This window comes from Curtobacterium sp. Csp1, from assembly GCF_013347185.1.
In genome coordinates this window covers 2808697-2834551 of sequence record NZ_CP054594.1, presented here as the reverse complement: position 1 = coordinate 2834551, position 25855 = coordinate 2808697, and the positions used below count along the sequence as shown (strand labels likewise).

The window sequence follows — 25855 nt, the reverse complement described above, 5'->3', positions numbered from 1 at the left end:
GCCCAGCGCGCGCGTCAGCGCGCCGCGACGTCAGCGCGCCGGGACGTCAGCGCTCCAACGCCTGCAGGACGTCCGCGACCAGGTCGCCGGCGTCCTCGATGCCCACCGACAGGCGGACGACGTTCTCCGGCACGGCGAGCTCCGTGCCCTTGACGGACGCGTGCGTCATCTCGCTCGGGTAGCCGATGAGCGACTCGACCCCGCCGAGCGACTCGGCGAGCGTGAACACCTCGGTCGACTCGACGAACCGCTTCGCCGCCGCGGGGCCGCCGGTCAGCGCGACCGAGAGCATGCCGCCGAAGCCACGCATCTGCTTCGCGGCGACGTCGTGCCCGGGGTGGTCGGCGAGGCCCGGGTAGAAGACGCGCTCGACACCCGGGGCGGACACGAGCGCCTCGGCCACGGCCTGCGCGTTCGCGGAGTGCCGCTCCATCCGCAGCGGCAGCGTCTTGATGCCGCGGGTGGTCAGGAAGGCGTCGAACGGCGAGGCGATCGCACCCGCACCGAACTGCAGGAAGCCGACCTGCTCCGCGAACTCCTGGTCCCGCAGCACGACCGCACCGCCGACGACGTCGGAGTGGCCCCCGAGGTACTTCGTCGTGGAGTACGACACCGCGTCGGCGCCGAGCGCGAGCGGCTGCTGCAGGTACGGCGAGGCGAACGTGTTGTCCACGACGACGAGCGCACCGGCGGCGTGCCCGACCTCGGACAGCAGCGCGATGTCGGCGATCTTCATGAGCGGGTTCGTCGGGGTCTCGACCCACAGGACGGTCTTCGCGGGGGCACCCTCGAGCGCGGCGCGGACCCGGTCGACGTCGCTCATGTCGACGACGACGAGCTCGACGCCCCACGGCACGTGCAGCCGGTTCACCAGGCGGTGCGTCCCGCCGTAGACGTCGTTGCCCATCACCACGCGGGCGCCGGGCTCCAGGTACGCGCGGAGCAGGGCGTCCTCGGCGGCCAGCCCGGACGCGAACGAGTACGCCGCGACGCCGCCGTCCAGGTCGGCGAGGAGCGTCTGCAGGGCGTCCCGCGTCGGGTTGCCGCCGCGCGAGTACTCGTAGCCGTTCCGCATGTTCCCCACGCCGTCCTGCACGTAGGTGCTCGTGACGTGGATGGGCGGGATCACCGCGCCGGTCGTGGCGTCGGGGTCCTGGCCGGCGTGGACGGCACGGGTGTCGAACTCGGTCATGCGATCGGGGTTCCTTGCAGCTCGGGGTCGTGGTCGGGGGCGCGTCGGTGCGCGGCCCGGGTCACTCGGACAGGGAGGTCAGCAGGTCGTGCCGGGTCAGCACGGTCACCGGCTTGCCGTCGTCGACGACGAGCAGGGCGTCGACGGACTCGAGCGCCCGCCGGGCCGCGGACAGGGACTCCCCCGTGCCGATGAGCGGGAGCGGGTCCCCGACGAAGCCGGACACCGCGTCGGTCATCGCGGCCGCGCCGGTGAACACCTGCTCGAGCAGGTCCTTCTCGGCGACGGCACCGACGACCTCGCCGATCACGACGGGCGGTTCGGCGCTCAGGACCGGCATCTGCGAGACGCCGTACGTCGCCATGATCTCGACGACGTCCCGCACGGTGTCCGACGGGTGCGCGTGCACGAGGTCCGGCAGACGGCCGTCCTTGCCCGCGACGACGGACCCCACCGTCCGCGCGTCGTCGGTCTCGGCGAAGCCGTACGAGCGCATCCACCGGTCGTTGAAGATCTTGCCGAGGTAGCCCCGGCCGCTGTCCGGCAGGAGCACCACGACGACGTCGTCCTCGGTCAGGTCCTGCGCGGCCCGGAGCGCGGCGACCACGGCCATGCCGCTCGACCCACCCACGAGCAGGCCCTCCTCGCGCGCCAGGCGGCGGGTCATCGCGAACGACTCCGCGTCCGTCACGGCGATGATCTCGTCCGGGATCCCGGCGTCGTACGCGGCTGGCCAGAAGTCCTCGCCGACGCCCTCCACCAGGTACGGCCGCCCGGTGCCGCCCGAGTAGACCGAGCCCTCCGGGTCCGCGCCGACGATCCGGACGCGTCCGTCCGACGCTTCCTTGAGGTACCGGCCGGTGCCGGAGATGGTGCCCCCGGTGCCGACGCCGGCGACGAAGTGCGTGATCTGCCCCTCGGTGTCGCGCCAGATCTCGGGACCGGTGGTCTCGTAGTGGCTCCGCGGGCCGTTCGGGTTCGCGTACTGGTTCGGCTTGTAGGCGCCGGGGATCTCCCGCACGAGCCGGTCCGACACGGAGTAGTACGACTCGGGGTGCTCCGGCGGGACCGCGGTGGGGGTGACGACGATCTCGGCGCCGTACGCGGTGAGGACGTTCCGCTTGTCCTCGCCGACCTTGTCCGGCAGGACGAACACGCACCGGTACCCGCGCTGCTGGGCCACGAGCGCGAGCCCGACCCCGGTGTTCCCGGAGGTCGGTTCGACGATCGTCCCGCCGGGGCGCAGGTCGCCGGAGGCCTCGGCCGCATCGATGATCCGCGTCGCGATGCGGTCCTTCGACGAGCCGCCCGGGTTCAGGTACTCGACCTTGACCAGGACGGTCGGCCGGATGCCCTCGGTGACGCGGTTCAGACGGACGAGCGGGGTGTCGCCGACGAGGTCGACGACCGAGTTCGCGTAACGCACGCGGCCGAGTCTAGGCGGCTCCCCCGGCGACCCGCTGGGATGCGACGCGGGACTGCAGGCGGACCTGCTCCTGGGCCTGCAGGACGTCCTGGACGTCCTGGTGACGGCGGTCGATGACGGCGCTGATGTCCTTCGCCAGGCGCGGGGTCCGCTGCACGATCGCGTCGAGGACCGGGGCCGGGACCGCGAGCACGGACACCTCGGTGGTCGCCACCTGGAACGCCTGCACGACCTCGCGGGTCAGGGCCGTCTGCCCGACGTAGTCGCCGGCTTCCACCTTCGTCGCCAGGAGCTGCGTCCCGTCGAACGGCACCCGCAGCTCGATGCTGCCGCTGAGGACGAACCGGATCACCGTCGGCACGACGCCGGGGCGGGCGATCACCTCGCCGGCCGCGTAGCGCTCGAGCCGCACGGCAGGGGCGAGCGCCGCGCGGTCCTCGTCACCGAGGTACAGGATCGGCGCCACCGCGGCGAGCGCCGCGTCCCGCCGTTCCTCGGTCGCGTGGTCGTCCGTCCCGTCGCCGTCGAGTGCCAAGCCCTCACGGCGGGCGGCGTACCAGAGCCACGTCCGGAACTGCGCGAGCGCCGGTCCCTCCTGGGACGGGCCGCCGACCTCGAACGACACCGTGTACGCCGCGCCGCCGGCCGGCTCAGCCGCCGGCGCGGTGTCCCGCGCGAGCTGCGGCAGGGCCGCGGCGGTGCGCTGCAACAGCGCGACCACGGCCGCCGGGGCGTCGTCCGTCGTGAACGTGACGGACGTCGTGACCGGGAACGTGCCTCCTGTCCGGCTGAGGTTCGTGAACGACGCACCGGCGAGCGACGAGTTCGGGGTGACCAGGATCCCACCCCCGGTGTCGATGTGCACGGACCGCCAGTTCACCTCGACGACCCGGCCACGGGTGCCGCCCACGTCGAGCCAGTCGCCGAGCCGGAACGGCTGCTCGAAGAGCAGGAAGAGTCCCGCGATGACCGGTCCGACCGCGGACTGCAGCGCGAGGCCGATGACGAGCGACCCGACACCCAGGGCGGTGAAGATCCCGCCGACGTCGGCGCCCCAGACGATCTTGAAGACGAGCGCGAGCCCGAGCGCGATGAGCACGATCCGGGCGATGTCGACGAATATCGACGGGACCTTCTCGCGCCACGACCCGGCGCGGGCGTTCGTGAAGAGCAGGACGTTCAACCCGTTCAGCACGAACACGATCACCAGGAACCCGAGGACCGAGGCGATGACCTGGTTCACGACCGGCTGGCCGGGGTCCACCGCATCGGTGACCTGCACGGACAGCACCAGGATCGCGATGATCGGCACGACCGCGTTCCGGAGCAGCCCGATGACCTTGTGCATCGGGTTGTGCCGGCGCTGCAGCGAGGACTGCAGCTCGGTGAGGGCGAGCAGCAGCACCGGCAGGCCGACGATCACCGCGATCGACGGCCAGAACCACGACTGCTCCCAGAACGCGGTCACGACGCCACCTGCTCGAGCTTCCAGATGCGCTGCGTGCCGCTCTGGGTGCGGACCTCGCCGGCGTCGACCAGGCCGTCGCGGTCGCCGAGCTTGTCGACCACGCGCTGCGTCGCGTAGACGCCGGCTGCCGGTGCGATGCCCTGCACGCGGTACGCCAGGCTGACCGCGTCGCCCCACATGTCGTAGACGAGCTTCGACCGGCCGACGAGCCCGCTCGTCACCTGCCCGGTGTCGATGCCGGCGCGGAGGCCCACGCGCGAGCCGTGTTGCGCGTTGAAGCGGTCGACGACGCGCTGGGACTCCTCAGCCCAGTCGACCATCCGCCGAACGTTGTCGACCCGGGGAACGCTCAGGCCGCACGACGCCAGGTAGCCCGCCCGCGTCGTGCGCACCCGCTCGACGCCGTACCGACTCGCCGCCTCGTCCAGCGACCGCCACAGGTCGTTGACGAGCGACAGGCTCTCCTCGGCGGACAGGCCACGCGCGAAGTCGTCGAACCCGACCAGGTCCGCGTAGACGACGGCCACGTCCTGGTGGTCGGCCGCGATCGTGTCGTCACCCTGCTTGTACCGCTCGGCGACGTCGGCCGGCATCATCGTGAGGAGCAGCGCGTCGTTCTGCCGCCGCTGCTCGTCGAGCAGGTCCTGCTTCACCTGCAGGCTCCGGCTCATGTCGTTGAACGCCACCCCGAGGTCGCCGATCTCGTCTCCGGGACGGGTGCGCACCTCGACCCCGAGCTCGCCCGCGCTGACCCGGTTCACGGCGGTCTGCAGCCGTCGGACCGGGCGCACGAACACCTGCGCGAGGAGCAGCGAGAGCAGGCTGACGAGCACGATGATCCCGACGAGGGACAGCCCGAGGTTGCGGGTGAAGTCGTTCACCGGGCCGAACGCCTCGGCGGTGTCGGTCTGCGCGACGACCACCCACCGCAGGCCGTCCACCTCGAGCGGCGCGTACGCGGCGAGGACCTCCTTGCCGCGGTAGTCGGTGCCGATCACCGTCCCGGTCTTCCCCTGCAGCGCCCGGGACACCGCGGTCGAGTCCACCTCCTGGAGCAGCACCGACCCCTTCACGGCCAGCTGCCGCTCCGCGACGGACGGTGCCGTCCCCGCGGCGACGACGTCCTGCTCGTACTGCCGGGGGTGCTGGAGCAGCTGGCGGGGGTACGACCGCATGAGGTGGTCGGCGCCGACCAGGTACGACTCACCGGTGTCCCCGAGCCCGTCGCCCTTCCAACCCTCGTTGCCGGTCATGACGCTGTTCACGAGCTCGACCGGCACCTGCACGGCCATCACGCCGATGATCTTCCCCTGGTCGCCGACCGGGGACATCACCCACAGCGTCGGGACGTTCAGGCTCGGGACGTACCGCGCGAAGTCGGTCACCACGAAGTCGTCGGCGCTCGTCAGCCGGAGGGCGTCCTGGTAGCCGGACGCCAGGTTCGAGTCCCGGTACGGCCCGTCGTCCAGGTCCGTCCCGAGGTCCGCGCCGCCGTACGCCGAGTAGACGACGTTCCCGTCGGTGTCCATGAGGAGCAGGTCGTCGTATCCGACGGTCTCGGTCGCCTGCCGGAAGTACTCCTGGTACTCCGCGTGCGCGGCCGACCACGCGCTGCCGTCGCCCGCGTCGTCTTCCTCGATCGCCTCGTCGTAGTCGGTGAACGGCGCCGTGTACCGCGCCTGCAGGTAGATCTGCGGGTCCGTCGTCGGGGCGAACTGCTCCGGGTTCGCGGTCTCGCCGGAGCGGGCGTCGAGCTGCGGCACGAACGTGTCGCGGTACCAGCCGTCGACCTTCGTCCGGTCCGCGTCTGTCACCGGCTGGCGCTGGAGGTCCTGCCACCCGGCCGTGAAGGCCTTCGTCGCGCCCACGACGCTCGCGTTCCGGGTCTGGGCGACCACGGTCTGCGTGAACTGCGAGAACGAACGCTGCAGCTCGGTGATCCGCGTTTCACGGAGGGACGTCACCTGGTTCGTCGCCGCGGTCTGCAACGAGGACCGGCCGTTCAGGTAGCCCACCGCGCCGACGACCAGCGCCGCGACGATGCTCACCCCGAGCAGCATCACGAGGAGCTTCGACTGGATGTCCAGCGACCCCCGCGAGAACAGGCCCCGCAGGGCGGGTCGGCGCCGCGGCGCCTCCTCGACGACGCGCGGGGCGTCGGGTGCCGCGTCAGCCGCGGGCGGGATCGGATCGGGCTGCGGTGGGACTGCGGTCACGTCGTTCTCCTGGTGGATCGAGGCGCGGGCTGTCAGACCACGGTTACCAGGTGAGGGGTGCTCGGGTGCGGGATCGGCTGTCTGCTCTGCGCGGCTGTCCGCTAGCCGCATCGCGCGCGGGGGTGGGCTGCGGCCGGCAGGTGGGCCGTATCCGGACTGGAGGCACGGGGTCGCGCCCGGCGCGTCCGGTGCGGCGCGCAGCTGCCCGCAGCGCGTGGGGCGCCGCGCCGGTTCCTCCGGTGAGCAGAAGACGTCGCCTGCGTCTCCGGCGCGCGACGTCGTCCGCTCACTCGACGGTGCGCGGTGGCGCCTCGGGAGGCCTCGGCGGGCGGGCCGGTGGGCTCCGGGCGGTCAGCGGTCCGCGTCGACCGTCGCATTCTGCTGCCGGAAGAGCGCCGCGTACACGCCGTCACGGTCGAGCAGTCCGTCGTGCGTCCCACGTTCCACGATCCGCCCGTGGTCGAGGACGAAGATCACGTCGGCGTCCCGGATCGTCGAGAGCCGGTGCGCGATCGAGATCGTCGTCCGCCCGGCAGCCGCCGTGTCGAGGGCGGTCTGGACGACGTGTTCGGAGATGGAGTCGAGCGCGCTCGTCGCCTCGTCGAGCACGAGCACCGGCGGGTCCTTGAGCAGCACCCGAGCGATCGCGATGCGCTGCTTCTCACCGCCGGACAACCGGTAACCGCGCTCCCCCACGACGGTGTCGTAGCCGTCGGGGAACGAGGCGATCGTCTCGTGGATGTTCGCCGCACGTGCCGCACGCTCGAGCTCGGCGTCGGTCGCGTCCGGCTTGGCGTACCGGAGGTTGTCGCCGATCGAGGCGTGGAACAGGTACGTCTCCTGGCTGACGATGCCGACGTGACGCATCAGGTCCTCGTGCTCCAGGTCGCGTACGTCTGCGCCTGCGAACCGCACCGAGCCCGAGGACGCTTCGTACAGCCGAGGGACCAGGTAGGAGATCGTCGTCTTGCCCGCGCCCGATGGCCCGACGAAGGCGGCGAACTGCCCCGGTTCGAGCTCGAACGAGACCTGCTGCAACGTGGGTGCGTCGGCCTGGGCGTCCGGGTAGGCGAAGGTGACGTCCTCGAACGCCACGTGCCCGACGCGGCGCTCGTCGACCTTCTGGGCGGTCGGCGCGTCGGTGATGGCGGGACGCAGGTCCAGGTACTCGAAGATCCGGGCGAACAGCGCTCCCGAGGTCTGCAGGTCGAGGACGACGCGCAGCAGGCCCACGGTCGGGAAGAGCAGCCGCGACTGCACCGTGGTGAACGCGACGATGGTGCCGGCGGTGATCGGCACGTTCCCGATGATCAGGTACGCGGCCACCACGTAGATGACCGCGGGGATGATCGACAGGAAGACCTGGACGATGGCGAAGAACCACTGGCCGGACATCTGCTGCCGCACCTGCAACTGGATCTGGTTGCGGTTCTCGTCCCCGTAGCGCTGCGTCTCGCTGCGCTGCTGGTTGAAGGACTTGGCGAGCAGGATGCCGGAGACGCTCAGTGCCTCCTGGGTGATCGCCGTCATGTCGGACAGCGACTCCTGCGTCTGCGCGGCGATCCGCGCGCGGACCTGGCCGACCCGCCGCTGGGCGACGACCAGCAGCGGCAGCAGGACGACCGCGACGAGCGTCATCTGCCAGCTCAGCAGCAGCATCGCGACGATCGCGGCGATGACGGTGACGGTGTTGCCGAGGACGGACGAGATCGTGTTGTTGAGGACGCTCGCGACGCCACCGACGTCGTTCTGCAGCCGCGACTGGATGACGCCGGTCTTCGTGCGGGTGAAGAACGCCAGTTCCATCCGCTGCAGGTGCCCGAAGAGCCGCATGCGCATGGCGCCCATGACCTTGTTGCCGACGGTCGCCGTCAGGTAGGTCTGCCAGATGCCGACGCCGGCACTCGCGATCCAGAGGGCGATCATGCCGCCGACGAGCTCGAACAGCACCGGCAGGTCCGGGCGACCACCCGGCGGGAACAGTCCGCGGTCGAAGGCCTGCTGGGTGAGCAGCGGCGGGATCACCGACAGGGCGGCCCCGACGAGCACGAGCACGACCGTCAGGACGATGGCGCGGCGGTGCGGCACGAACAGTTCCGCGATCCGCCGGACGAGGTGCGGGATGCGCGGTGCCTCGGCGTTGGCGGCCTTCTGTGCCCGGACGTCGCCGCTCGAGATGCGCCCACCGCCGCGGGGCCCACCCGCGGTACCCGGTCGCATCCCGTGGCCCATGCTCATGGGGCAAACCTATCCCCGCCCGGGGACAGTGGCGGGGCGGCCCGTATTTGACCCCGTTCAGGGGCCGTGCGACCATCAGCAGTCCCCTTCCCCGGCTCCACAGAGGTCCCATGACGTCCGCGCCCACCCGCCCCACGTCGCTCCGCCAGCAGCTCGCTCGGCGCAAGCCCATCGAGCAGCTGCAGGCCGAGGCCGCGCGCGGCGTGGACGGTGCGCCGCTCCGCCGCTCGCTCGGCGTGTGGCACCTGACGATGATCAGCGTCGGCGCGACCCTCGGCACCGGCATCCTCGTCGTGCTCGGGACCGCGGTGCCCCTCGCCGGACCGGCCGTGTGGATCTCGTTCGTCGTGGCCGGGGTCGCCGCCCTGCTCTCCGCGCTGTCGTACGCCGAGATGGCCGGCGCGGTGCCGACGTCGGGGTCGAGCTACTCGTACACGTACGCGACGATGGGCGAGGGCATCGCCTGGGTCTGCGGCTGGTGCCTGGTCCTCGAGTACGCGGTGTCCGTGGCCGCCGTGGCCGTGGGTGCGAGCGAGTACGTCGACGAGACCCTCCGCGTCTTCGGTCTGCACCTGCCGACGGCCCTCGCAGCGCCCCCGGGCGACGGCGGGGTCGTCAACCTGCCCGCGGCGCTCCTGGTCCTGCTCGCGACGGCGGTCCTGCTGCCCGGCGCGCGCGAGAGCGCCTGGGTCAACACGCTCATGGTCGTCGTGAAGATCGCCCTGCTGGTGTTCTTCGTCGCCGTCGCCTTCACCGCGTTCCGCGCGCAGAACTTCGAGCCCCTCGCACCCATGGGTGCCGCGGGCGTCACCGCTGCGGCCTCGCGCCTGTTCTTCTCGTACATCGGGTTCGACGCCGCGTCGACCGCGGGCGAAGAGGCGAAGGACCCCCGCCGGGACCTCCCCCGCGCGATCATCGGGTCGATCGCGCTCATCACCGCGCTCTACATCCTCGTTGCGATCGCCGCGATCGGAGCGCGCTCGTGGACGTCGTTCTCCGCCGACGAGGCCTCGCTCGTCCGCATCGTCGTCGACGTCACCGGCCAGCCCTGGGTCGCGCTCGTGTTCTCCGTCGGCGCCGTGGTCGCGATCGCGAGCGTCGTGCTCACCGTGCTCTACGGCCAGACCCGCATCCTGCTGACGATGGCGCGGGACGGACTCGTCCCGAAGCTCTTCGGCCGGGTCTCCCACCGCACCGGCACGCCCGTCGTCGGCACCCTCGTGGTCGGTGTCGTCGTGACCGTCGTCGCGGCGCTCGTGCCGCTCGGGGAGCTCGCCGACGCCACGAGCATCGGCACCCTCGTCGCGTTCGCCCTGGTCAACGTGTCGGTGCTCGTGCTGCGCCGCAGCCGGCCCGGCCTCGAGCGCTCGTACCGCGTCCCGCTCTTCCCGGTCGTCCCGGTGCTCGGCACGCTCTCCTGCGTCCTGCTCGCCGTGTTCCTCGGAGCCGACACGTGGATCGCCTTCGGGCTGTGGATGCTCGCCGGCGTGGTGCTCTACCTGGCCTACGGCCGCCGACACAGCACCCTGCGCTGACGCGCCCGGCGGCCCCGCGCCCTGCTGCGTCCTCACGCGCTCAGCGACACCTCACGCGCCGGTCAGCCCGTGACCTGTCGCTGAGCCCGTGCCATCCGTCCTCCACACAGCCGGTCGCTGCGGAGGTCGTGCACCGGTCCCGCCGATCCCACCCCGGACCCGCCCGGGCACGGCCACGATCGGCGCATGCACGAACACCGGAAGCGCACACCGATCCTCCGGACGTCCCCCGCCGACCCGGCGACCGCTCGGACCCTGCAGCGTCGGCACGCGGCGGGCAGTCTCGTGCGGCTGCTGCCCGGGGTGTTCATCGAGCGCGACGTCTGGGAAGGCCTCGCCCTCCACGAACGACACCTCACCCGCGCCCGTGCCGTCGCGCCGCTGCTGCGTCCCGGGTCCGTCTTCTCGCACGGGACCGCCGCGATGATCCACGGCTGGCCCTGGATCGGGGACGTCGGCGATCGGGTCCACGTGCTCGATCCGAACGCAACGGTCATCCAGCACCGAGCTGGTGTCATCCGTCACCCCGGCGTCCCGCGGACCGCCGTCGACCCCGCGGCGTTCGATGGCGTTCCCGTCACCTCGGCCCTCGACACGGCCGTGATGCTCGCGACGTCGTGTGCGCTGCACGTCGCAGCGGTTGCCGTCGATGCCGCCGTCCGCCGCAAGCAGGTCCGGATCGACGAGCTGCAACAGCACGTCCCCCGACGACCAGCCCGTGGGTCCGTCCGCGCCGCCGCCGTGCTCGAGGCGCTCGACCCGCTCCACGAGTCCGCCGGGGAGTCCTTCGCCGCCGCGCGGTTCGTCGAGCTGGGCATGCCGCCGTGGGTGAGCCAGGCGCTGGTACGGCACGCCGACGGCACGATCGACCGGCTCGACTTCTGGTTCCCGTCCCTGGGGGTGGTCGTCGAGTTCGACGGGCGACAGAAGTACGTCGACCCGACGATGCTGGACGGACGCGACCCCGGCGACGTGCTCTGGGCGGAGAAGCGTCGCGAGGACCGGGTCCGGGCGCTGCCCGCCGTCCGTACGGTCGTCCGGGCGACGTGGTGGCACCTGGTCGAGCTCGACCGACTCCGAGCGCTCTTCCGCGCACACGGCGTCCCGGTGTGAGCCAGAGCAGCTCACGCGCTCAGCGACACTTCACGCGCGCCTGCCGCCGTGAAGTGTCGCTCAGCGCGTGAACTCCCGCCCGACCCGCGCCGCCCCCGCACACGACGAAGGCCGCCACCCCGAGGGGCAGCGGCCTTCGCGAAGAGCCGTAAGCAGTACTTACGCGAGCTCGACCGTGGCGCCGGCGGCCTCGAGGGCCTCCTTCGCCTTGTCGGCCGTCTCCTTGTTGACACCCTCGAGGATCTTGGCGTCGGCGGTCTCGACGAGCGCCTTGGCCTCGCCCAGGCCGAGCGACGTGAGGCCACGGACCTCCTTGATGACCTGGATCTTCTTGTCACCGGCCGACTTGAGCACGACGTCGAACTCGGTCTTCTCCTCGACCTCCTCGGCCGGGGCAGCGGCGCCACCGGCCGCGGCGACCGCGACGGGGGCAGCAGCGGTGACCTCGAAGACCTCCTCGAACTTCTTCACGAAGTCCGAGAGCTCGATGAGCGTGAGCTCCTTGAAGGCCTCGATGAGCTCGTCCTGCGAAAGCTTCGCCATGATTTTCTCCTACTACTAGCTAGTACGTGTGGTTGATGAACGCGTGCCTGGTCAGGCCGCGGACTCCTGCTTCTCGCGGAGGGCGTCCACGGTGCGGACGGCCTGCGAGAGGGGTGCCTGGAACAGGTACGCAGCACCGAACAGCGAGGCCTTGAAGGCGCCGGCGAGCTTGCCGAGCAGGACTTCACGGGACTCGAGGTCGGCGAGCTTGTCCACCTCGGTCGCGGTGAGCGGGTTACCGTCGAAGTAACCGCCCTTCACCACGAGCTGGGGGTTCGCCTTGGCGAATGCACGCAGCGACTTCGCGACGGCGACGGTGTCACCGTGGACGAAGGCGAGAGCGGACGGACCGGCGAGCTCGTCGTCGAACGACGTGATGCCGGCGTTGTTCGCCGCGATCTTGGTCAGCGTGTTCTTCACCACGGCGTACGTGGCGTGCTCACGGATCGAGTTGCGGAGCTCCTTGAGCTGCGCGACCGTGAGACCGCGGTACTCGGTGAGCAGAACGGCGTTCGAGCTCTGGAATGCATCCGTGAGCTCGGCGACCGCAGCTTCCTTGTTCGCCATGGTTCTCCTTGGGGGTTTCTTGCCGGCTAGCCCCGGGTCGATGACTGTGACGAGCACAGTCCGCACACATGAAAAAAGCTCCGGCGCAGAGGCTCGGAGCTGCTCCCCGGCGAAGAGGAGTGGGTCTGAACACCTGCGCTGGTCTCCTCACGAGTGAGGACCTTCGGTCTGTGCGCGAGCGCACAGACGACCGGCGGTCTTTGGCTTCGAGAACGGTACCACAGGACGCGGGTGGCGACCAACCCACGGACGGGAGGCACGGGGCGGGGCCCGCCCCGTGCCTCCCGTCCGTCATGCGGTCGCCGCCACCACGTCGGCGGGCGCGACCGGACGCGTGCTCGGCAGGTGCACCGTGAACACGGTGTCCCCCGGCACGCTCGCGACCGACACCGTCCCGCCGTGCGCCTGCACGACCGCGTCGACGATCGCGAGCCCGAGCCCGGTCGACCCCGCACTCCGCGACCGCGAGCTGTCCGCCCGGGCGAACCGCTCGAACAGCTTCGGCAGGAACTCCGGGGCGATGCCCTGCCCGTCGTCCCGCACGGTCAGGTCCACACCGCCGGCAGCCGGGGCCAACCCGACCGTGATCCGGGTGCCGTCCGGGGTGTGCGTCCGGGCGTTCGTGACGAGGTTGACGATGACCTGGTGCAGCCGGGCCGCGTCACCGGGGACGACCACGGGCTCGTCCGGGACCTCGACGGCGATCTCGTGCGCCGGCGAGGCGGCGTGCGCGTCGTTGACGGCGTCGAACACCAGGCCGGTCAGGTCGACCTCGGCGAACTGGACCTCGCGGCCCTCGTCGAGACGGGCGAGCAGGAGCAGGTCCTCGACCATGCTCGTCATCCGGAGCGACTCGGACTCGATCCGGCCCATGGCGTAGACGACGTCCGGCGGCAGGTCGCCGCCCATCCGTCGGGTGAGCTCGGCGTACCCGCGCACCGACGCGAGCGGCGTGCGGAGCTCGTGCGAGGCGTCCGCGACGAACTGGCGGACCTTCTGCTCCGAGCGCTCGCGGGCCTGCATGGCGTTCCCGATGTGCCCGAGCATCCGGTTGAACGCGGTGCCGACCCGGCCGACCTCGGTCCGGGGGTCGGTGTCGGGGACGCGGACCCCGTCGAGCGCGTCGCTCCGCTCGAGGGGCATCCGGGCCACGGCCGAGGCGGTCTCCGCGACGCGCTCGAGCGGGCGGAGCGACCGGCGGACGACGACGGCCGCGACGAGCGACGCGACGAGGAGCGCGACCACGGTGACGATGAGGACGACGCCGAGGAGCTTCCACATGCTCTCGTACACCGGGGCCATCGGCAGGCCGACGACGAGGACCGCGGTCCCGAGCGACACCGCGGTGACGCGGTAGCGCCCGAGGTCACCGCCGAGGTCGACGGTGTGCGGGAGTCCGTCGACGGTCACGCCGCCGAGCGGCCGGACGACGTCCGTGCCGATGCGGTCGACCGCCCCGTCGTTGTCGAGCACGGTCCCGACCGCCACGTCGCCGTTCAGGAAGTAGACGGTGAGCGTGCCGGCGGCCTGCCCGCTCGGACGGCCGATGTCGATCCCGGGGCTCCCGCCGCCCTGCTGCTGCTCGACGGACCGCTGCGCGCGACTCGTCGCGTACTGCAGCTGCTGGTCGATCGCCGAGCGCTGGATGGACGCGAGCGCGAGGATGCTGCCGGCACCGATCACCGCGCTCACGGCGACCACGAGCGCGACGATGCTCAGGACGAGCCGGCGGCGGAGCGTCACGACGTCGGCTTGATGACGTACCCGACGCCCCGGACGGTGTGGATCATCGGGGTCTCGCCGGCGTCGATCTTCTTGCGCAGGTACGAGATGTAGATCTCGACGACCGAGGACTTGCCGCCGAAGTCGTAGGACCAGACGCGGTCCAGGATCTGCGCCTTCGAGAGCACGCGGCGCGGGTTGCGCATGAGGAAGCGGAGCAGCTCTAACTCGGTGGCGGTCAGCTCGATCGGGCGTCCGGCGCGGGAGACCTCGTAGGACTCCTCGTCGAGCACGAGGTCGCCGACGACGATGCGGGAGTCCCCGGCCTCGGAGATCGAGATCTGCGACCGGCGGATGAGTCCGCGGAGCCGCGCCACGACCTCCTCCAGCGAGAACGGCTTCGTGACGTAGTCGTCGCCACCTGCCGTGAGCCCGGTCACCCGGTCCTCGACGGAGTCCTTCGCGGTGAGGAACAGCACCGGGGTGTCGTCGTTGTTCTGCCGGAGCCGACCGAGCACCTGCAGCCCGTCGAGGTCCGGCATCATCACGTCGAGCACCATCGCGTCGGGCTTCCACTCCCGGGCCGTGGCGAGGGCCTCCTGCCCGCCGTTCGCGCTCTTGACGTCCCAGCCCTCGTAGCGGAGCGCCATCGACAGCAGGTCGGTGAGGCTGGCCTCGTCGTCGACGACGAGGATGCGCAACGGGGATCCGTCGGCACGGGAGAGACGCGGGGCTGCTGCGGGCTGGGAGATGGTCACGTCTTCGAGTATCGAGCAATTCCTATGAGCCGTCTGTGCAGCGCCCCTCCGCGCTCTGTGGATCGCCGGGCAGGGTCCGAAGGGGCCACTCGGTAGCGGCGACATGCTCCGGTCCCCCGCGTGGCCCGCTTCCGCGCGGGACGTCGCCACCGCGGACGTCGAGGCCACGGCCGGGAGGCACGGTGCCACCCCGGCCGGTCGGCTCGCGGTCGCGCGGACCCTCGCGTCCACCACTCCGGTCATCACCGCCGGCACGTCGGGTGCCGTGTTCGCGACGCTCGCCGCGGTCGCCGCCGCGGACGTCGCCACCGCTCGGACGGTCGAGCCGCACCTCGACGCGCTGGCGATCCTCGCGCAGGCGGGCGTGCCGGCTCCGGCAGACGCCACGTTCGGCGTCTTCGCCGCCGAGGCCCCGGGGCTCCGCGTCGACGCGACCGAGGGCGGTGCGGGGGTCTTCCGGCTCGACGGGACGAAGCCGTGGTGCTCCCTGGCGTCGTCGCTCTCGCACGCCCTGGTCACCGCGCACGTCGGCGACGACCGACAGCTCTTCGCCGTCGACCTCCGTCAGCCTGGGGTGACGGTGCACGACGAGGCCTGGGTGGCCAGGGGCATGCCGGACGTCCCGAGCGGGCCGGTCGACCTCGTGGACGTCCGGGCCGTCCCGGTCGGTGGGCCCGGGTGGTACCTGACCCGACCGGGGTTCGCCTGGGGCGGCATCGGTGTCGCGGCCTGCTGGTGGGGTGGTGCGCTCGGGCTGGCCCGGGTCCTCCGGTCCCTCGCGGCGACGCGGCCGGACTCGGAGTTGCTCCAGGCGGCACTCGGCGTGACCGTTGCCGACCTCGCCGACGCCGAAGACGCCCTGGCCGCGGCCGCCGCCCGCATCGACGGCACCGACGACGACACCGACTGGTCCTTCCTCGCTCAGGTCACCCGGTCGCGGGTGCGCCGAGCCGTCGACACCGTCCGCGAGCGTGTGGTCCGCACGGTCGGTCCGGCGCCGCTGACCGCGGACCGCGCCGTCGCCGCGCGGGTCGCCGACCTCGAGCTGTACGTGCTGCAGGACCACGGGGACCGGGACCTCGCCCGGATCGGCCGCAAGGTCCTCGAGCACGGCGGTGTCGCGTGGTGAGCTTCGACCACCGGGACCCCGGCACCGATCCCGCCGTCTGGACGACCTTCCTCGCGGGTCTCGACCCGGACAGGGTCGACCTGCGTGGGACCGGGTCGGTCGTCGTGGTCGCACCGCACCCGGACGACGAGACCCTGGGCGCCGGCGGACTCGTCGCGACCGCGGCCGACGCCGGGATCCCGGTGCACGTGCTCCTCGGCACCCGCGGCGAGCGCTCCCACCCCGACTCCCCCACGACGACGCCCGCGGCGCTGGCCGAGCGTCGTGGCGCCGAGTTCCGTGCGGCGCTCCGGGTGCTGCACCCGACCGCGACCGCCACCGAGCTCGACGTGCCGGACGGCGGGGTCCGCGAGCACGCCGAGGTCCTCCGCGAGGCGCTCGTCCGGCGGCTGGCCGGGGCCGTGCGCCCGACGCTCGTGGTCGCACCCTGGCGGGGCGACGGGCACCGGGACCACCGCGTCGCGGGCGAGGTCGCCGAGCAGGTCGTGGCCGCCACCCCCGGGGCGACGCTCCTGGCGTACCCGATCTGGGCGTGGCACTGGGACGCGCCCCCCACCGATGCCGACGCTCGTGGCGCTGATGCCGCTGATGCCGCTGCCGCTGCCGCTGCGATGCCGTGGTCGCGGGCGCGCGCGCTGCACCTCGCCGCCGCCGTGCGAGACCGCAAGGCGCGGGCCCTCGATGCCCACCGGTCGCAGACCCGACCGCTCTCCCCGGCGCCCGGCGACGAGGCGGTGGTGGACGCCCGCCATGCCGCCCACCACCTGCGCGCCGAGGAGTGGTACTTCGCGCCCGTGCAGTCGAGGTCGCGCGAGTCGTTCGACGCGCACTACGCCCGGAAGCCCGAGGGCTGGGACTTCGAGGGCTCCTGGTACGAGCGGCGGAAGCGCGCGATGACGCTCGCGGCGCTCCCCCGCGAACGCTTCCGGTCGGCGCTCGAGCTCGGGTGCGCCACCGGCGTCCTGACCACCGCGCTCACCGAACGGGCGGACGACGTCCTCGGCACGGACCTCGCGGCGGCGGCGCTCGAGCGCGCCCGACGCCGCGCGCCGTCGGCCCGGTTCGCCCTCGCTGCGTTCCCCGGGGAGTGGCCGGAGGGACGCCGGGACCTCGTCGTCCTCAGCGAGGTCGGCTACTACCTGTCCCCGGACGACCTCGACCGGACCGTGGACCGGGTGCTCGACACGCTCGACGACGACGACGGGGTGCTCGTCGCCTGCCACTGGCGGCACGCGGACGACCACGCCGTGTCGGACGGCGACACGGTGCACACCGCGATCGCCCGGCGGTGGCCGAGACCGGCGCTCGTGCAGCACGTCGAGCCGGACTTCGTGCTCACGGTGTTCCCCGGTGCCGCGGTGCCCTCGGTCGCGCGTGCGGAGGGGCTCGTCGGGTGAGCGGTCACCGCATCGACGTCGTGGTCCCCGCGCACGACGAGGAGACCACGATCGGCCGGTCGCTCGCGGCGCTGGCCGTCGCCGTCCGGACCGTTCGACGGGCCCACCCGGGCACCGCGGTCGGCGTGACCCTCGTGCTCGACGGCTGCACGGACGGCACGGCCGCTGCGGTCGACGCCGCGGTCCGCACGGATCGGACCTGGGCGGACGGCACCCTCGCGGTGCACACCTCGGACCGGGTCGGGGTCGGTCGGGCCCGGGCGCTCGGCGTGCTGCTCGCCCGACGCACGGTGGCCGCGGACGTGCCGCCGTCCGGACACTGGTTCGCCCACACCGACGCCGACTCGCGGGTGCACCGGGACTGGCTCGTGCAGCAGGCCGACGTGCTGGTCGACGGCGGCCACCTGCTCGTCGGCGCGGTCGTGCCCGACCCCGACGACCTGGAACCCGAGGTGCTCCGGCGCTGGCGTGCGGCCCACCCGCCCGGGTCGACGCTCGGCCACGTGCACGGCGCGAACCTCGGGGTCCGGGCGGACGTCGACCGAGCGGTCGGCGGGTTCGATCCCGTACCGGAGCACGAGGACGTCCGACTCGTCGAGCGGGCCCGAGCACTCGGCTTCGACGTCCGCGCGACGACCGCGCTGCCCGTCGTCACGAGCGGCCGCTTCGACGGTCGGACGCCCGGCGGGTACGCGGAGCACCTGCGCCGCACCTACGGCGACGCCGGCTGAGCGGAGCCGGGCTCGGCGGTCACGCCACCGGGTAGTCGCAGTACGCGAACCACGTCGAGTCGGGCGACCACGGCGGCACGTTGACCGTGCCCTGGCCACCGTGGAGCGCGACGAGGGTCTCCGGCACGACGGCCACCCGCGCGCCGCGGGTCAGCACACCCGGGAGCAGCCGGAGCTCGACGGGGTGGTCGGCGGGGTGGCCCTGCACACCCGGTCCGTAGGACAGGTAGAGCAGGTGCTGCCCGTCCGGCGACAGGTGCGGGAACCAGTCCACCCGCTCGTCCGCGGTCAGGCGGACCGGGCCGCCGCCGTCGAGTCGGAGCGCCGCGAGCTGCGCGGTCCCCGGGGTGAAGCGCTCGGTGTTGAACAGGACGGTACGGCCGTCCGGGGTGATCGCGCAGCCGTCGTCCGGGTGCGCGTCACGGGTCAGGAACGTCGTGGCGCCGGTGGCCGGGTCGACGAGCGCGACGTCCGTCGTCCAGACCCCGTCGACCGTGCGCTCCCCCACGATCGCGGCGAGCGCGCTGCCGTCCGGGGCGATGCCGTGCAGGTAGTACTTCCGGACGACCGGCAGCACGGCCGCGGTGTCGGTCAGGCGCTCCGCCGAGCCGCCGTCGGGCAGGGGCACCCGGTACAGCTCACCGTCGCGGGCGCTCACCACGACGGAGGTCCCGGAGGGGTCGAGCACGTGGTCGTTGTTGATCTCCGTGACCCCGGGCATCGGCACGCGGACGAGCGCGGACTCGTCGAGCACGACGTCGCTCCCGGGGTCGGGCAGGCGCAGCAGCCAGAGGTCACCGTCGCCGTTCAGCACGAGGGTGCGCTCGTCGAGCACGTTCGGCGCCTCGACGAGCACGGTCCGCGACGCGAACACGGGTCGGCTCGTCCGCGACGCGAGGTCGTACACGTGCACGCGGCTCGTCTGTCCGGGCAGCAGCTGCCGCCCGCGGGTGGTGTCGGTCATGCGTCCATCCTGTCGTCGTCGTGGAACGAGACTCGGCCCGGCGGACGGTTCCGCGGCCCTCAGGCCACGAAACCGTCCGCCGAGCCGAGTCTCGGGCAGGCGGGCAGCCGCCCCTACTTCACCGCACCCGCGGTCAGGCCGGCCACGAACTGGCGCTGCACGATGAGGAACGCCACCACGACGGGGATCGAGACGACGAGCGACGCCGCCATGATCTGGTTCCAGTACACGTTGGTCTGCGTCGAGTACTGCTGCAGACCGACCGCCAGGGTGGACCCGTTGCCGTTCGTCATGACCGAGGCGAACAGCACCTCACCCCACGCCGTCATGAACGAGTAGATGCCGACCGCGACCAGACCCGGACGGGCCGAGGGCAGGATCACCCGGAACAGGGCACCCATCGGACCCGAGCCGTCGACCATCGCGGCCTCGTCGAGCTCCCGCGGGATGGTCTCGAAGTACCCCGCGAGCATCCAGATCGAGAACGGCAGCGTGAAGGTCAGGTAGGTGATGATCAGGCCGGTCCACGACCCGACGAGCTGGATGCCGAGCGCGTTCCCGAGGTTCGTGAAGATCAGGAACAGCGGGAGCAGGAACAGCACACCGGGGAACATCTGGGTGGAGAGCACCGCGGTGGTGAAGGTGCTCTTGCCCGTGAAGTTCCACCGGGAGACCCCGTAGGCGGCGAACGTCGCGATGATGAGCGAGAACACCGTCGCGACCGTGCAGACCACGAGCGAGTTGATGAAGTACTGCCCGAGCGGCACCGTCGACCACATGTCGATGAACGGCTGCAGGGTGATGTTCGTCGGGATCCACGTGAAGTCGTTCTGGACGTCGCCGAGCGGCTTGATCGCCGTCGTGATCATCACGTAGAGCGGGACGACCGTGAACAGGGTCAGCAGGACGAGGGTGACGACCTTGAAGGACTTGGCGCCGAATGTCTCACGCACGGACGGACCTCCGGTTGGTCACGGCGAGGTAGATGCCCGTGACGATGAGCAGGAAGATGAGGAGCAGCACGCTCATCGCGGCACCGGAGCCGAAGTTCCAGGTGATGAACGACGCGTTGTAGATGTGGAAGCTGAGCAGGTCGGCGGCCGGCGGCTGCGCGGTCGAACCGAACAGCACGAACGGCGTGTTGAAGTCGTTGAACGTCCAGAGGAACATCACGAGCACGAGCGTCACGTTGACCGGGCGGACCATCGGCAGCGTGATCGAGCGCCACTGCCGGAACGGCTTCGCGCCGTCGACCGAGGCGGCCTCGTAGACATCGTTCGGCACCGACTGCAGGCCGGCCATGAGCATGAGGAACGCGAACGGCCAGGTCTTCCAGATCGCCACGACGACGACCGAGACGAAGGCGTTCGACCCGATCAGCCAGAACGGCCCCTGCCCCATCAGGTGCAGCTGGTCGACCAGGATGTGGTTGATCGCGCCGGAGTCACGCTGGAACATGAACTTCCACGTGATGATGCCGGCGTACATCGGCAGCGCGTAGGGCACCAGGAACAGCGTGCGGAACAGGCCGCGACCCTTGAAGGGCTTCTGCAGCGCGACCGCGGCGGCCATGCCGAACGTCCACGAGAGCCCGACCACCAGGACGGTGAACCCGCACGTGATCAGGAACGAGTTGAGGACGCCCTTGCCGATCGCCTGGTCGAAGTCGACGACGACCGAGTAGTTCCGGAAGCCTGCGAACGGTGCGGCGCCCCAGTTCGCGATGAAGTACTTGGTGAGCTGGATGAAGGAGATCCAGATGCCGACGAGCATCGGCACGATGTGGATGAGCAGCTCGAACAGGATCGCCGGTGCGACGAGCGCGTACGGCAGCCAGTGTCGCTTGGGCTTACGGCCGGGCTGCGGCCCCGACAGGGTCGGCGCCTTCGTGTGCGTCAGGTCGATGCGCTCGGATTCGGGCAGGACCGAGGTGGTCATGGGTGGTGGCCTTCCGGCGAGGATGGGATCGGGTGCTTCGCGTCTCGTGACCGCGGTGGCGGTCGGGCCGTGGCAGCGGCCTGGAGGCGCGGCATGCGTGAGCCGATCGGCTCACCCCCGGCACGCGGCCGGGTGCGGAGGGGCGGGGCCCGGGACGCGTCCTGCGGACGCGCCCCGGGCCTCCAGGCCGACTAACCGGCCGCCTGCGAGACCTGGTCCTGCGCGGTCTGCAGCGCCGACTTGATGTCGCTGTCCGACACCGTCGAGCCGGTGGCGATCTTGGCGAACATGTCGTTCATCGCCTTGCCGACAGTCGACTCGAACTGGTCCTCGGCGGGCACCAGCGGGAGGGGCTTCGCCTTGTTGTTGTAGATGTCGAGGAAGGTCTTCGTCTGCTCGTCGGTAACCGAGTCCGCAGCCGAGGCCAGCACCGGCAGGGCCGCGTACGGCTTGTCCAGCGTGGTCTGGGTCTCCTCGCTCGTCATGTACTTGACGAACTTCAGGGCGCCGTCCTTGTTCTTCGTGTTCTTGAAGATCGACAGGTTGATGCCGGCCGGGAAGGACGCGATGTCCTTGCCGTCAGCGGTCGTCGGGAAGGGGACGACACCGAACTCGTCGGTGGTCATGCCCTGCGACGTGATGGTGGCGTTCGCGTTGTTCTGCGTCAGCATCATCGCGGCCTTCTTGTTCGCGAAGTCCGAGACCGCCTGCGTGCCGTTGTCGTACTGCGCGTTCGACGGGTTGACGACCTTGTCCGACTGCATCAGGTCGAGGTAGCGCTTGATGCCGTCGACGTTCGCCTTCTCGGTGAAGGTCGGCTTGCCGCTCTTGTCGAACCACTCGCCGCCGTTCTGCGCCGAGGTGATGAACGCGAAGTGCGAGTTCTCGGTGTACGAACCACCGGCGATGGTGAAGCCGTACTTGTCGCCCGAGGTGAGCTTCTTGGCGTCCGCCGTGAGGTCCTCCCACGTCGTCGGCGCCTCGAGACCGGCGTCCTTGAACATCTGCTTGTTGTAGTACAGGCCGTAGGCGAGGCCGTAGAGCGGGACGCTCGTGACGGTCTTGCCGGGCGCACCACCGGTGGAGAGTGCGACCTTGCCGAACTTGTCGGCGCCGCCGATCGCCTTCATCTCCGAGTCACCGAACTCCTGGAAGGCGCCGGTGGCCTGGAGCGAGGTGGCCCAGGTGTTGCCGATGTTGACGACGTCCGGGCCCTGGCCCGAGGTGACGGCGGTCTGGATCTTGTTCTGCAGGTCGTTCCAGCCGATGACCTGGAGGTTCACCTTGATCCCGGTCTCCTTGGTGAACTTCTCGAGGACGGGGGTGAGCACCTCCTTGTCGTTCTGGAGCGACGTGCCCTGGTTCGACGCCCAGTACGTGAGCGTCTTCCCGTCGCCGGAGGAACCGGACGACCCGGATGAGCAGGCCGCCAGGCCGGTCACGGTGAGTGCCGCGGCCGCGGTGATGGCCAGTGCGCGGATGGCAGTGCGCATGACTCTCTACTTTCTCGTCGTTGAGATGGTGCTGAGGGTGGTGCGTGTCGGGTGCTGCTGTGTGGGTGCGGGCCGGCCGTGTGGCCGACGCGCGGGCCGGAGCGGGCCCGTCCTGGGGTCAGGACAGGGTCTGCTCCGCGGGGTCCCAACCCTCGGGGAGGGTCGGGGAGGGCTCGACCGTGCTCTCCACGAGCACGGTCTCACCACGTTCGGCCGCCTCGGCGATGGAGACCATCACGTCGAGGACGTGGAAGGCGAGGGCACCGGGGACCCGGTTGCCCTCCCCGGCGCGGAGCGAGCGGGCGAGGTCGACCACGCCCGTGCCGCGCGAGTAGGTGGAGCCGACCGCGGGGATCGTCTCGGGGCCGTCGGCACCGTGCGCGTACAGCTCGGTGTCGCCGTCGAAGTTGTTCGGGTCCGGGAACACGACCGTGCCGGTCTCCCCCGCGATCTCGACGAAGCCGGTGCGCCCGCGGTCCGACTCGAACGAGAAGACGCTCTGCGCGCTCCCGCCGTCCTCGAACTGGATGAGCGCGGAGTGGTTCGTCGGCACCTCGACCGGGAAGTCCGTGCCGGCCTTCGGGCCGGAGCCGATCGTCCGGGTGGCGCGGGACTTCGACGCCGTCGCGGTCACCTTGGCGACCGGGCCGAAGGCCTGCACGAGCGTCGTGATGTAGTACGGGCCGATGTCGAACAGCGGACCGGCACCGTACGCGAACAGGAACTCGGGGCTCGGGTGCCACGACTCCGGTCCGGGGCTCTGGAAGAGCGTCAGGCCGTTGAGCGGCGTGCCGATGCGGCCCTCGCGGATCGTGCGGAGGGCGGTCTGCAGCCCGGCGCCGAGGAACGTGTCCGGGGCGACGCTCACGGTCCTGCCCGCGGCGGCCGCGGCGTCGCGGAGCTGCGCGGCGCTCTCCCGGTCGAGCGCGTAGGGCTTCTCGCCCCAGACGTGCTTGCCGGCGGCGAGGGCCTGCAGGGCGACCTCGACGTGCGCGGCCGGGATCGTCAGGTTGACGACGATCTCGACGTCGTCGTCCGCCAGGAGCTCGGCGACCGAGCCGGAGCCGGGGACGCCCCACTTCTCGGCCTGTGCGGCGGCGCGCGGCTCGTCGATGTCCGCGATGAACCGGACCTGCAGGTCGGGGAACGCGGTGAGGTTCGACAGGTACTGGTCGGAGATGACCCCGGCGCCGATGACGCCGACGCCGACGCCGACGGGACCGGTGCGGCGGGCGCTGTCGGTCGACGCGGCTGCGGTCGTGGTGGTGTCGGTCATGCTCGGGCCCCCTGGAGGAACGTGTAGGAGTCGGCGACGGCCTGGAACACGTCGCCCTCGTGGTCGTCGAGCTCGACGACGTGCTGGGCGTCGGGAGCGGCGGCGACGATGTCGCGGATCGGCATGATGCCGTTGCCGACCGCGACCTGCTGCTTGTCGTCGTGCGAGCCGTCGCCGTCCTTGACGTGCAGGAACTGCACCTTGTCGCCGTACTTGCCGAGCACCGCGACGGGGTCGTCGCCACCGACGGTCACCCAGTAGGTGTCGAGCTCGAGCACGACGTCGTCGGAGAGCGCGTCGGCGAAGACCTCGTAGGCCGAGACGCCGTCGATGCGGTTCGAGAACTCGAACGCGTGGTTGTGGTAGCCGAGCGTCAGACCGTGGTCGGCCGCACGCGGGGCGAGGGCGCTGAGCTCGCGGGCGATCGCCTCGACGTCCTCGCGGGTCGTCCAGCGGGCCTCGTCGATGTGCGGGTCGATGAGCGTCCCGAGGCCGATCGTGGTGCTGGCGTGGAAGATGCGCTCGAGGTCCTGCTCACCGGCGTCCAGCAGTCGGGCGTGGCCGCTCGGGGAACGGAGGCCGGACTCGCCGAGTGCGTCGCGCAGGGCTTCGGCGCGGTCCACGAAGCCGAAGGCCTCGACGTCCGTGTAGCCGATGCCCGCGATGCGCTGCAGCGTGCCGAGCAGGTCCGCCGAGAGCGCGTCGCGCACCGTGTAGAGCTGGACCGAGAGGGGTTGCGTCACCAGGGGTTCTCCTCGTCGAGATGGTGGATCGTCACTGACCGAGCGTCACACTATGACCGCTTCTGTCGGCGGTCAAGCAAAAGTTGTGACTTCGTCGACGATCTTCGTTGCGTGGCGCGATCGATGTGTGGTTCACTCCCGACATGGTCGACACGACACGGACGGCAGCGTCGCCTCCGGTCGGGACGAGCGAGCTGTTCCAGATCCTCCGCGACGGAGTGCCGCGGACCCGCGGGGAGCTCGCCGCCCTGACGGGACTCGCACGCTCGACCATCGCCGTGCGCCTGGACGCCCTCATCGAGGTCGGACTCGTCGGCCCCGTCGAGACCGCCGCCTCCACGGGCGGCCGCCCACCCGCGCAGGTCGCACTCGTCCCCCGCGCCCGACTCGTCGTCGCCGCCGACCTCGGTGCCTCGCACGGCCGGGTCGCGGTGACCGACCTCGTCGCCACTCCGCTCGCCACGCGCGAGGCCGCGATCGACATCGCCGCCGGCCCCGTACCGACCCTGACCTGGCTCGTCGAGACCATCGACGCGCTCCTCGACGAGGTCGGCCGCGCCCGCGAGGACGTCATCGCGATCGGCATCGGCGTCCCCGGTCCCGTCGAGTTCTCCACCGGGCGTCCGGCCAACCCGCCGATCATGCCCGGGTGGGACGGCTTCGACGTCCCCGCGTGGCTCCGCGCGCACGTGCCCGCCCACGTCCTGGTCGACAACGACGTGAACATCGCCGCGCTCGGCGAACGCGGACACGGCTGGTCCGGCGTCGACCACCTGCTCTTCGTCAAGGTCGCGACCGGCATCGGCTCCGGCATCGTCTCCGACGGCGCACTGCAGCGCGGCGCGCAGGGCACCGCGGGCGACATCGGCCACGTGCGGGTGTCCCGCGCGGAGGACGTGCCGTGCCACTGCGGCAACACCGGGTGCCTCGAGGCCGTCGCCTCCGGTCCCGCGATCGCCCGTGCCCTCCGGGCGAAGGGGCACGACGTGCACACGAGCGGCGACGTCATCGACCTGGTGAACCGCGCGGAGCTCGACGCGATCGGCGCCGTGCGCCAGGCCGGGCGCGACATCGGCGAGGTGCTCGCGACCTGCGTCTCCCTGATGAACCCGTCGGTGATCGTGCTCGGCGGGTCGATCACCCGCGCCGGGGAGCACCTGCTCGCCGGCGTCCGCGAGGTCGTCTACTCCCGCTCGATGCCCCTCGCCACCGAGCACCTCGTCATCGCCCAGTCGCACGCGGGATCGCTCGCGGCACTCCACGGCGCCGCCGCCCTGGCGATCAACTACGCCCTCTCCCCTGCCGGGGTCGACGAACTCGTCGTCTTCGCGGAGCGCCGGGCTCTCGTCTCCTGACCGCGCGCTGCGCGCGTCGGTCATCGCGCTGTCGCCGGGCGCCGCGCGCGT

General features: G+C 71.5%; 21 protein-coding genes. 6 read left to right on the top strand and 15 right to left on the bottom strand.

Translation table 11 applies throughout. The annotated features are described in order from the left end of the window. Positions 1-46: 46 nt before the first annotated feature. From HUN58_RS13615 to HUN58_RS13595, 5 genes are all read right to left on the bottom strand, one after another. Positions 47-1192: a cystathionine gamma-synthase gene (locus tag HUN58_RS13615; RefSeq protein ID WP_141862243.1), complete on the bottom strand. Its 1146-nt coding sequence runs from the start codon at positions 1190-1192 to the stop codon at positions 47-49. A gap of 61 nt (positions 1193-1253) precedes the next feature. Then, positions 1254-2618, bottom strand: a complete 1365-nt coding sequence (locus tag HUN58_RS13610) for a cystathionine beta-synthase (protein ID WP_114849685.1) — start codon at positions 2616-2618, stop codon at positions 1254-1256. Between the two features lie 10 nt (positions 2619-2628). After that, positions 2629-4086, bottom strand: a complete 1458-nt coding sequence (locus HUN58_RS13605; RefSeq protein WP_180224937.1) for a mechanosensitive ion channel domain-containing protein — start codon at positions 4084-4086, stop codon at positions 2629-2631. Further along, positions 4083-6302, bottom strand: a complete 2220-nt coding sequence (locus HUN58_RS13600; RefSeq protein ID WP_180224936.1) for an adenylate/guanylate cyclase domain-containing protein — start codon at positions 6300-6302, stop codon at positions 4083-4085. Before HUN58_RS13600 ends, HUN58_RS13605 begins: the two co-directional genes overlap by 4 nt. 351 nt (positions 6303-6653) lie before the next feature. Continuing rightward, positions 6654-8540, bottom strand: a complete 1887-nt coding sequence (locus HUN58_RS13595) for an ABC transporter ATP-binding protein (RefSeq protein ID WP_254631501.1) — start codon at positions 8538-8540, stop codon at positions 6654-6656. 110 nt (positions 8541-8650) lie between these two features. Between HUN58_RS13595 and HUN58_RS13590 the strand changes: the two genes are divergently transcribed. Both HUN58_RS13590 and HUN58_RS13585 read left to right on the top strand, forming a co-directional pair. Continuing rightward, positions 8651-10075, top strand: coding sequence for an APC family permease (locus HUN58_RS13590; protein ID WP_180224935.1), 1425 nt, complete (start codon positions 8651-8653; stop codon positions 10073-10075). A 186-nt stretch (positions 10076-10261) separates the two neighbouring features. Continuing rightward, a complete protein-coding gene (locus HUN58_RS13585; RefSeq protein ID WP_180224934.1) occupies positions 10262-11188 on the top strand; it encodes a hypothetical protein in 927 nt (308 codons plus the stop codon). 159 nt (positions 11189-11347) lie between these two features. Here the strand turns inward: HUN58_RS13585 and rplL are convergent, their stop codons facing one another. The 4 genes from rplL to HUN58_RS13565 all read right to left on the bottom strand — a co-directional run bounded on the left by rplL (position 11348) and on the right by HUN58_RS13565 (position 14772). Further along, positions 11348-11731 carry a 50S ribosomal protein L7/L12 gene (gene rplL / locus HUN58_RS13580; RefSeq protein WP_114849690.1) on the bottom strand — a complete coding sequence of 128 codons (384 nt, stop codon included), beginning with the start codon at positions 11729-11731 and terminating at the stop codon, positions 11348-11350. 51 nt (positions 11732-11782) lie between these two features. After that, positions 11783-12298: a 50S ribosomal protein L10 gene (gene rplJ, locus HUN58_RS13575; RefSeq protein WP_058741931.1), complete on the bottom strand. Its 516-nt coding sequence runs from the start codon at positions 12296-12298 to the stop codon at positions 11783-11785. A 291-nt stretch (positions 12299-12589) separates the two neighbouring features. Beyond that, positions 12590-14041 (bottom strand): cell wall metabolism sensor histidine kinase WalK, encoded by a 1452-nt coding sequence (locus HUN58_RS13570; protein WP_180224933.1) that lies wholly within the window; start codon positions 14039-14041, stop codon positions 12590-12592. Continuing rightward, positions 14038-14772 (bottom strand): response regulator transcription factor, encoded by a 735-nt coding sequence (locus HUN58_RS13565; RefSeq protein ID WP_217488611.1) that lies wholly within the window; start codon positions 14770-14772, stop codon positions 14038-14040. Before HUN58_RS13565 ends, HUN58_RS13570 begins: the two co-directional genes overlap by 4 nt. Positions 14773-14881: 109 nt before the next feature. On the opposite strand from HUN58_RS13565, the gene HUN58_RS13560 reads away from it, so the two are divergent. From HUN58_RS13560 to HUN58_RS13550, 3 genes are read left to right on the top strand one after another with little or no spacing between them, the layout of a single operon-like run. Beyond that, on the top strand, positions 14882-15907 hold the full coding sequence (locus HUN58_RS13560; protein WP_180224931.1) for an acyl-CoA dehydrogenase: 1026 nt from the start codon (positions 14882-14884) through the stop codon (positions 15905-15907). Further along, entirely contained in the window at positions 15901-17304 is a 1404-nt protein-coding gene (locus HUN58_RS13555) for a PIG-L family deacetylase (RefSeq protein ID WP_180224930.1), read from the top strand. Before HUN58_RS13560 ends, HUN58_RS13555 begins: the two co-directional genes overlap by 7 nt. Further along, complete coding sequence (locus HUN58_RS13550; RefSeq protein ID WP_180224929.1) at positions 17301-18035, top strand: glycosyltransferase family 2 protein; 735 nt, start codon at positions 17301-17303, stop codon at positions 18033-18035. Before HUN58_RS13555 ends, HUN58_RS13550 begins: the two co-directional genes overlap by 4 nt. 19 nt (positions 18036-18054) lie before the next feature. On the opposite strand, the gene HUN58_RS13545 is transcribed toward HUN58_RS13550, so the two are convergent. The 6 genes from HUN58_RS13545 to HUN58_RS13520 all read right to left on the bottom strand — a co-directional run bounded on the left by HUN58_RS13545 (position 18055) and on the right by HUN58_RS13520 (position 24449). Then, a complete protein-coding gene (locus HUN58_RS13545) occupies positions 18055-18999 on the bottom strand; it encodes a hypothetical protein (protein ID WP_180224928.1) in 945 nt (314 codons plus the stop codon). Positions 19000-19112: 113 nt separating this feature from the next. Beyond that, positions 19113-19952: a carbohydrate ABC transporter permease gene (locus tag HUN58_RS13540; RefSeq protein WP_180224927.1), complete on the bottom strand. Its 840-nt coding sequence runs from the start codon at positions 19950-19952 to the stop codon at positions 19113-19115. Beyond that, positions 19945-20937: a carbohydrate ABC transporter permease gene (locus tag HUN58_RS13535; protein WP_174777935.1), complete on the bottom strand. Its 993-nt coding sequence runs from the start codon at positions 20935-20937 to the stop codon at positions 19945-19947. Before HUN58_RS13535 ends, HUN58_RS13540 begins: the two co-directional genes overlap by 8 nt. A 191-nt stretch (positions 20938-21128) precedes the next feature. Continuing rightward, a complete protein-coding gene (locus HUN58_RS13530) occupies positions 21129-22430 on the bottom strand; it encodes an ABC transporter substrate-binding protein (protein ID WP_058741939.1) in 1302 nt (433 codons plus the stop codon). A 118-nt stretch (positions 22431-22548) separates the two neighbouring features. Then, positions 22549-23706, bottom strand: a complete 1158-nt coding sequence (locus HUN58_RS13525; protein ID WP_180224926.1) for a Gfo/Idh/MocA family protein — start codon at positions 23704-23706, stop codon at positions 22549-22551. Next, positions 23703-24449 (bottom strand): sugar phosphate isomerase/epimerase, encoded by a 747-nt coding sequence (locus HUN58_RS13520; protein ID WP_180224925.1) that lies wholly within the window; start codon positions 24447-24449, stop codon positions 23703-23705. The genes HUN58_RS13525 and HUN58_RS13520 overlap by 4 nt, the downstream gene beginning before the upstream one ends. A 143-nt stretch (positions 24450-24592) precedes the next feature. Between HUN58_RS13520 and HUN58_RS13515 the strand changes: the two genes are divergently transcribed. Further along, the gene (locus tag HUN58_RS13515) at positions 24593-25804 is read left to right on the top strand and encodes an ROK family transcriptional regulator (RefSeq protein ID WP_180224924.1); all 1212 of its coding nucleotides are present in this window, start codon (positions 24593-24595) and stop codon (positions 25802-25804) included. Positions 25805-25855: the final 51 nt, after the last annotated feature.

Excerpts from the sequence above, each read along its gene's own strand:
- HUN58_RS13530 (WP_058741939.1), bottom strand. The coding sequence starts at position 22,430 with ATGCGCACTGCCATCCGCGCACTGGCCATCACCGCGGCCGCGGCACTC.
- HUN58_RS13535 (WP_174777935.1), bottom strand. The coding sequence starts at position 20,937 with ATGACCACCTCGGTCCTGCCCGAATCCGAGCGCATCGACCTGACGCAC.
- rplJ (WP_058741931.1), bottom strand. The coding sequence starts at position 12,298 with ATGGCGAACAAGGAAGCTGCGGTCGCCGAGCTCACGGATGCATTCCAG.
- HUN58_RS13595 (WP_254631501.1), bottom strand. The coding sequence starts at position 8,540 with ATGAGCATGGGCCACGGGATGCGACCGGGTACCGCGGGTGGGCCCCGC.
- HUN58_RS13585 (WP_180224934.1), top strand. The coding sequence starts at position 10,262 with ATGCACGAACACCGGAAGCGCACACCGATCCTCCGGACGTCCCCCGCC.
- HUN58_RS13525 (WP_180224926.1), bottom strand. The coding sequence starts at position 23,706 with ATGACCGACACCACCACGACCGCAGCCGCGTCGACCGACAGCGCCCGC.
- HUN58_RS13515 (WP_180224924.1), top strand. The coding sequence starts at position 24,593 with ATGGTCGACACGACACGGACGGCAGCGTCGCCTCCGGTCGGGACGAGC.
- rplL (WP_114849690.1), bottom strand. The coding sequence starts at position 11,731 with ATGGCGAAGCTTTCGCAGGACGAGCTCATCGAGGCCTTCAAGGAGCTC.
- HUN58_RS13560 (WP_180224931.1), top strand. The coding sequence starts at position 14,882 with ATGCTCCGGTCCCCCGCGTGGCCCGCTTCCGCGCGGGACGTCGCCACC.
- HUN58_RS13545 (WP_180224928.1), bottom strand. The coding sequence starts at position 18,999 with ATGACCGACACCACCCGCGGGCGGCAGCTGCTGCCCGGACAGACGAGC.
- HUN58_RS13615 (WP_141862243.1), bottom strand. The coding sequence starts at position 1,192 with ATGACCGAGTTCGACACCCGTGCCGTCCACGCCGGCCAGGACCCCGAC.
- HUN58_RS13590 (WP_180224935.1), top strand. The coding sequence starts at position 8,651 with ATGACGTCCGCGCCCACCCGCCCCACGTCGCTCCGCCAGCAGCTCGCT.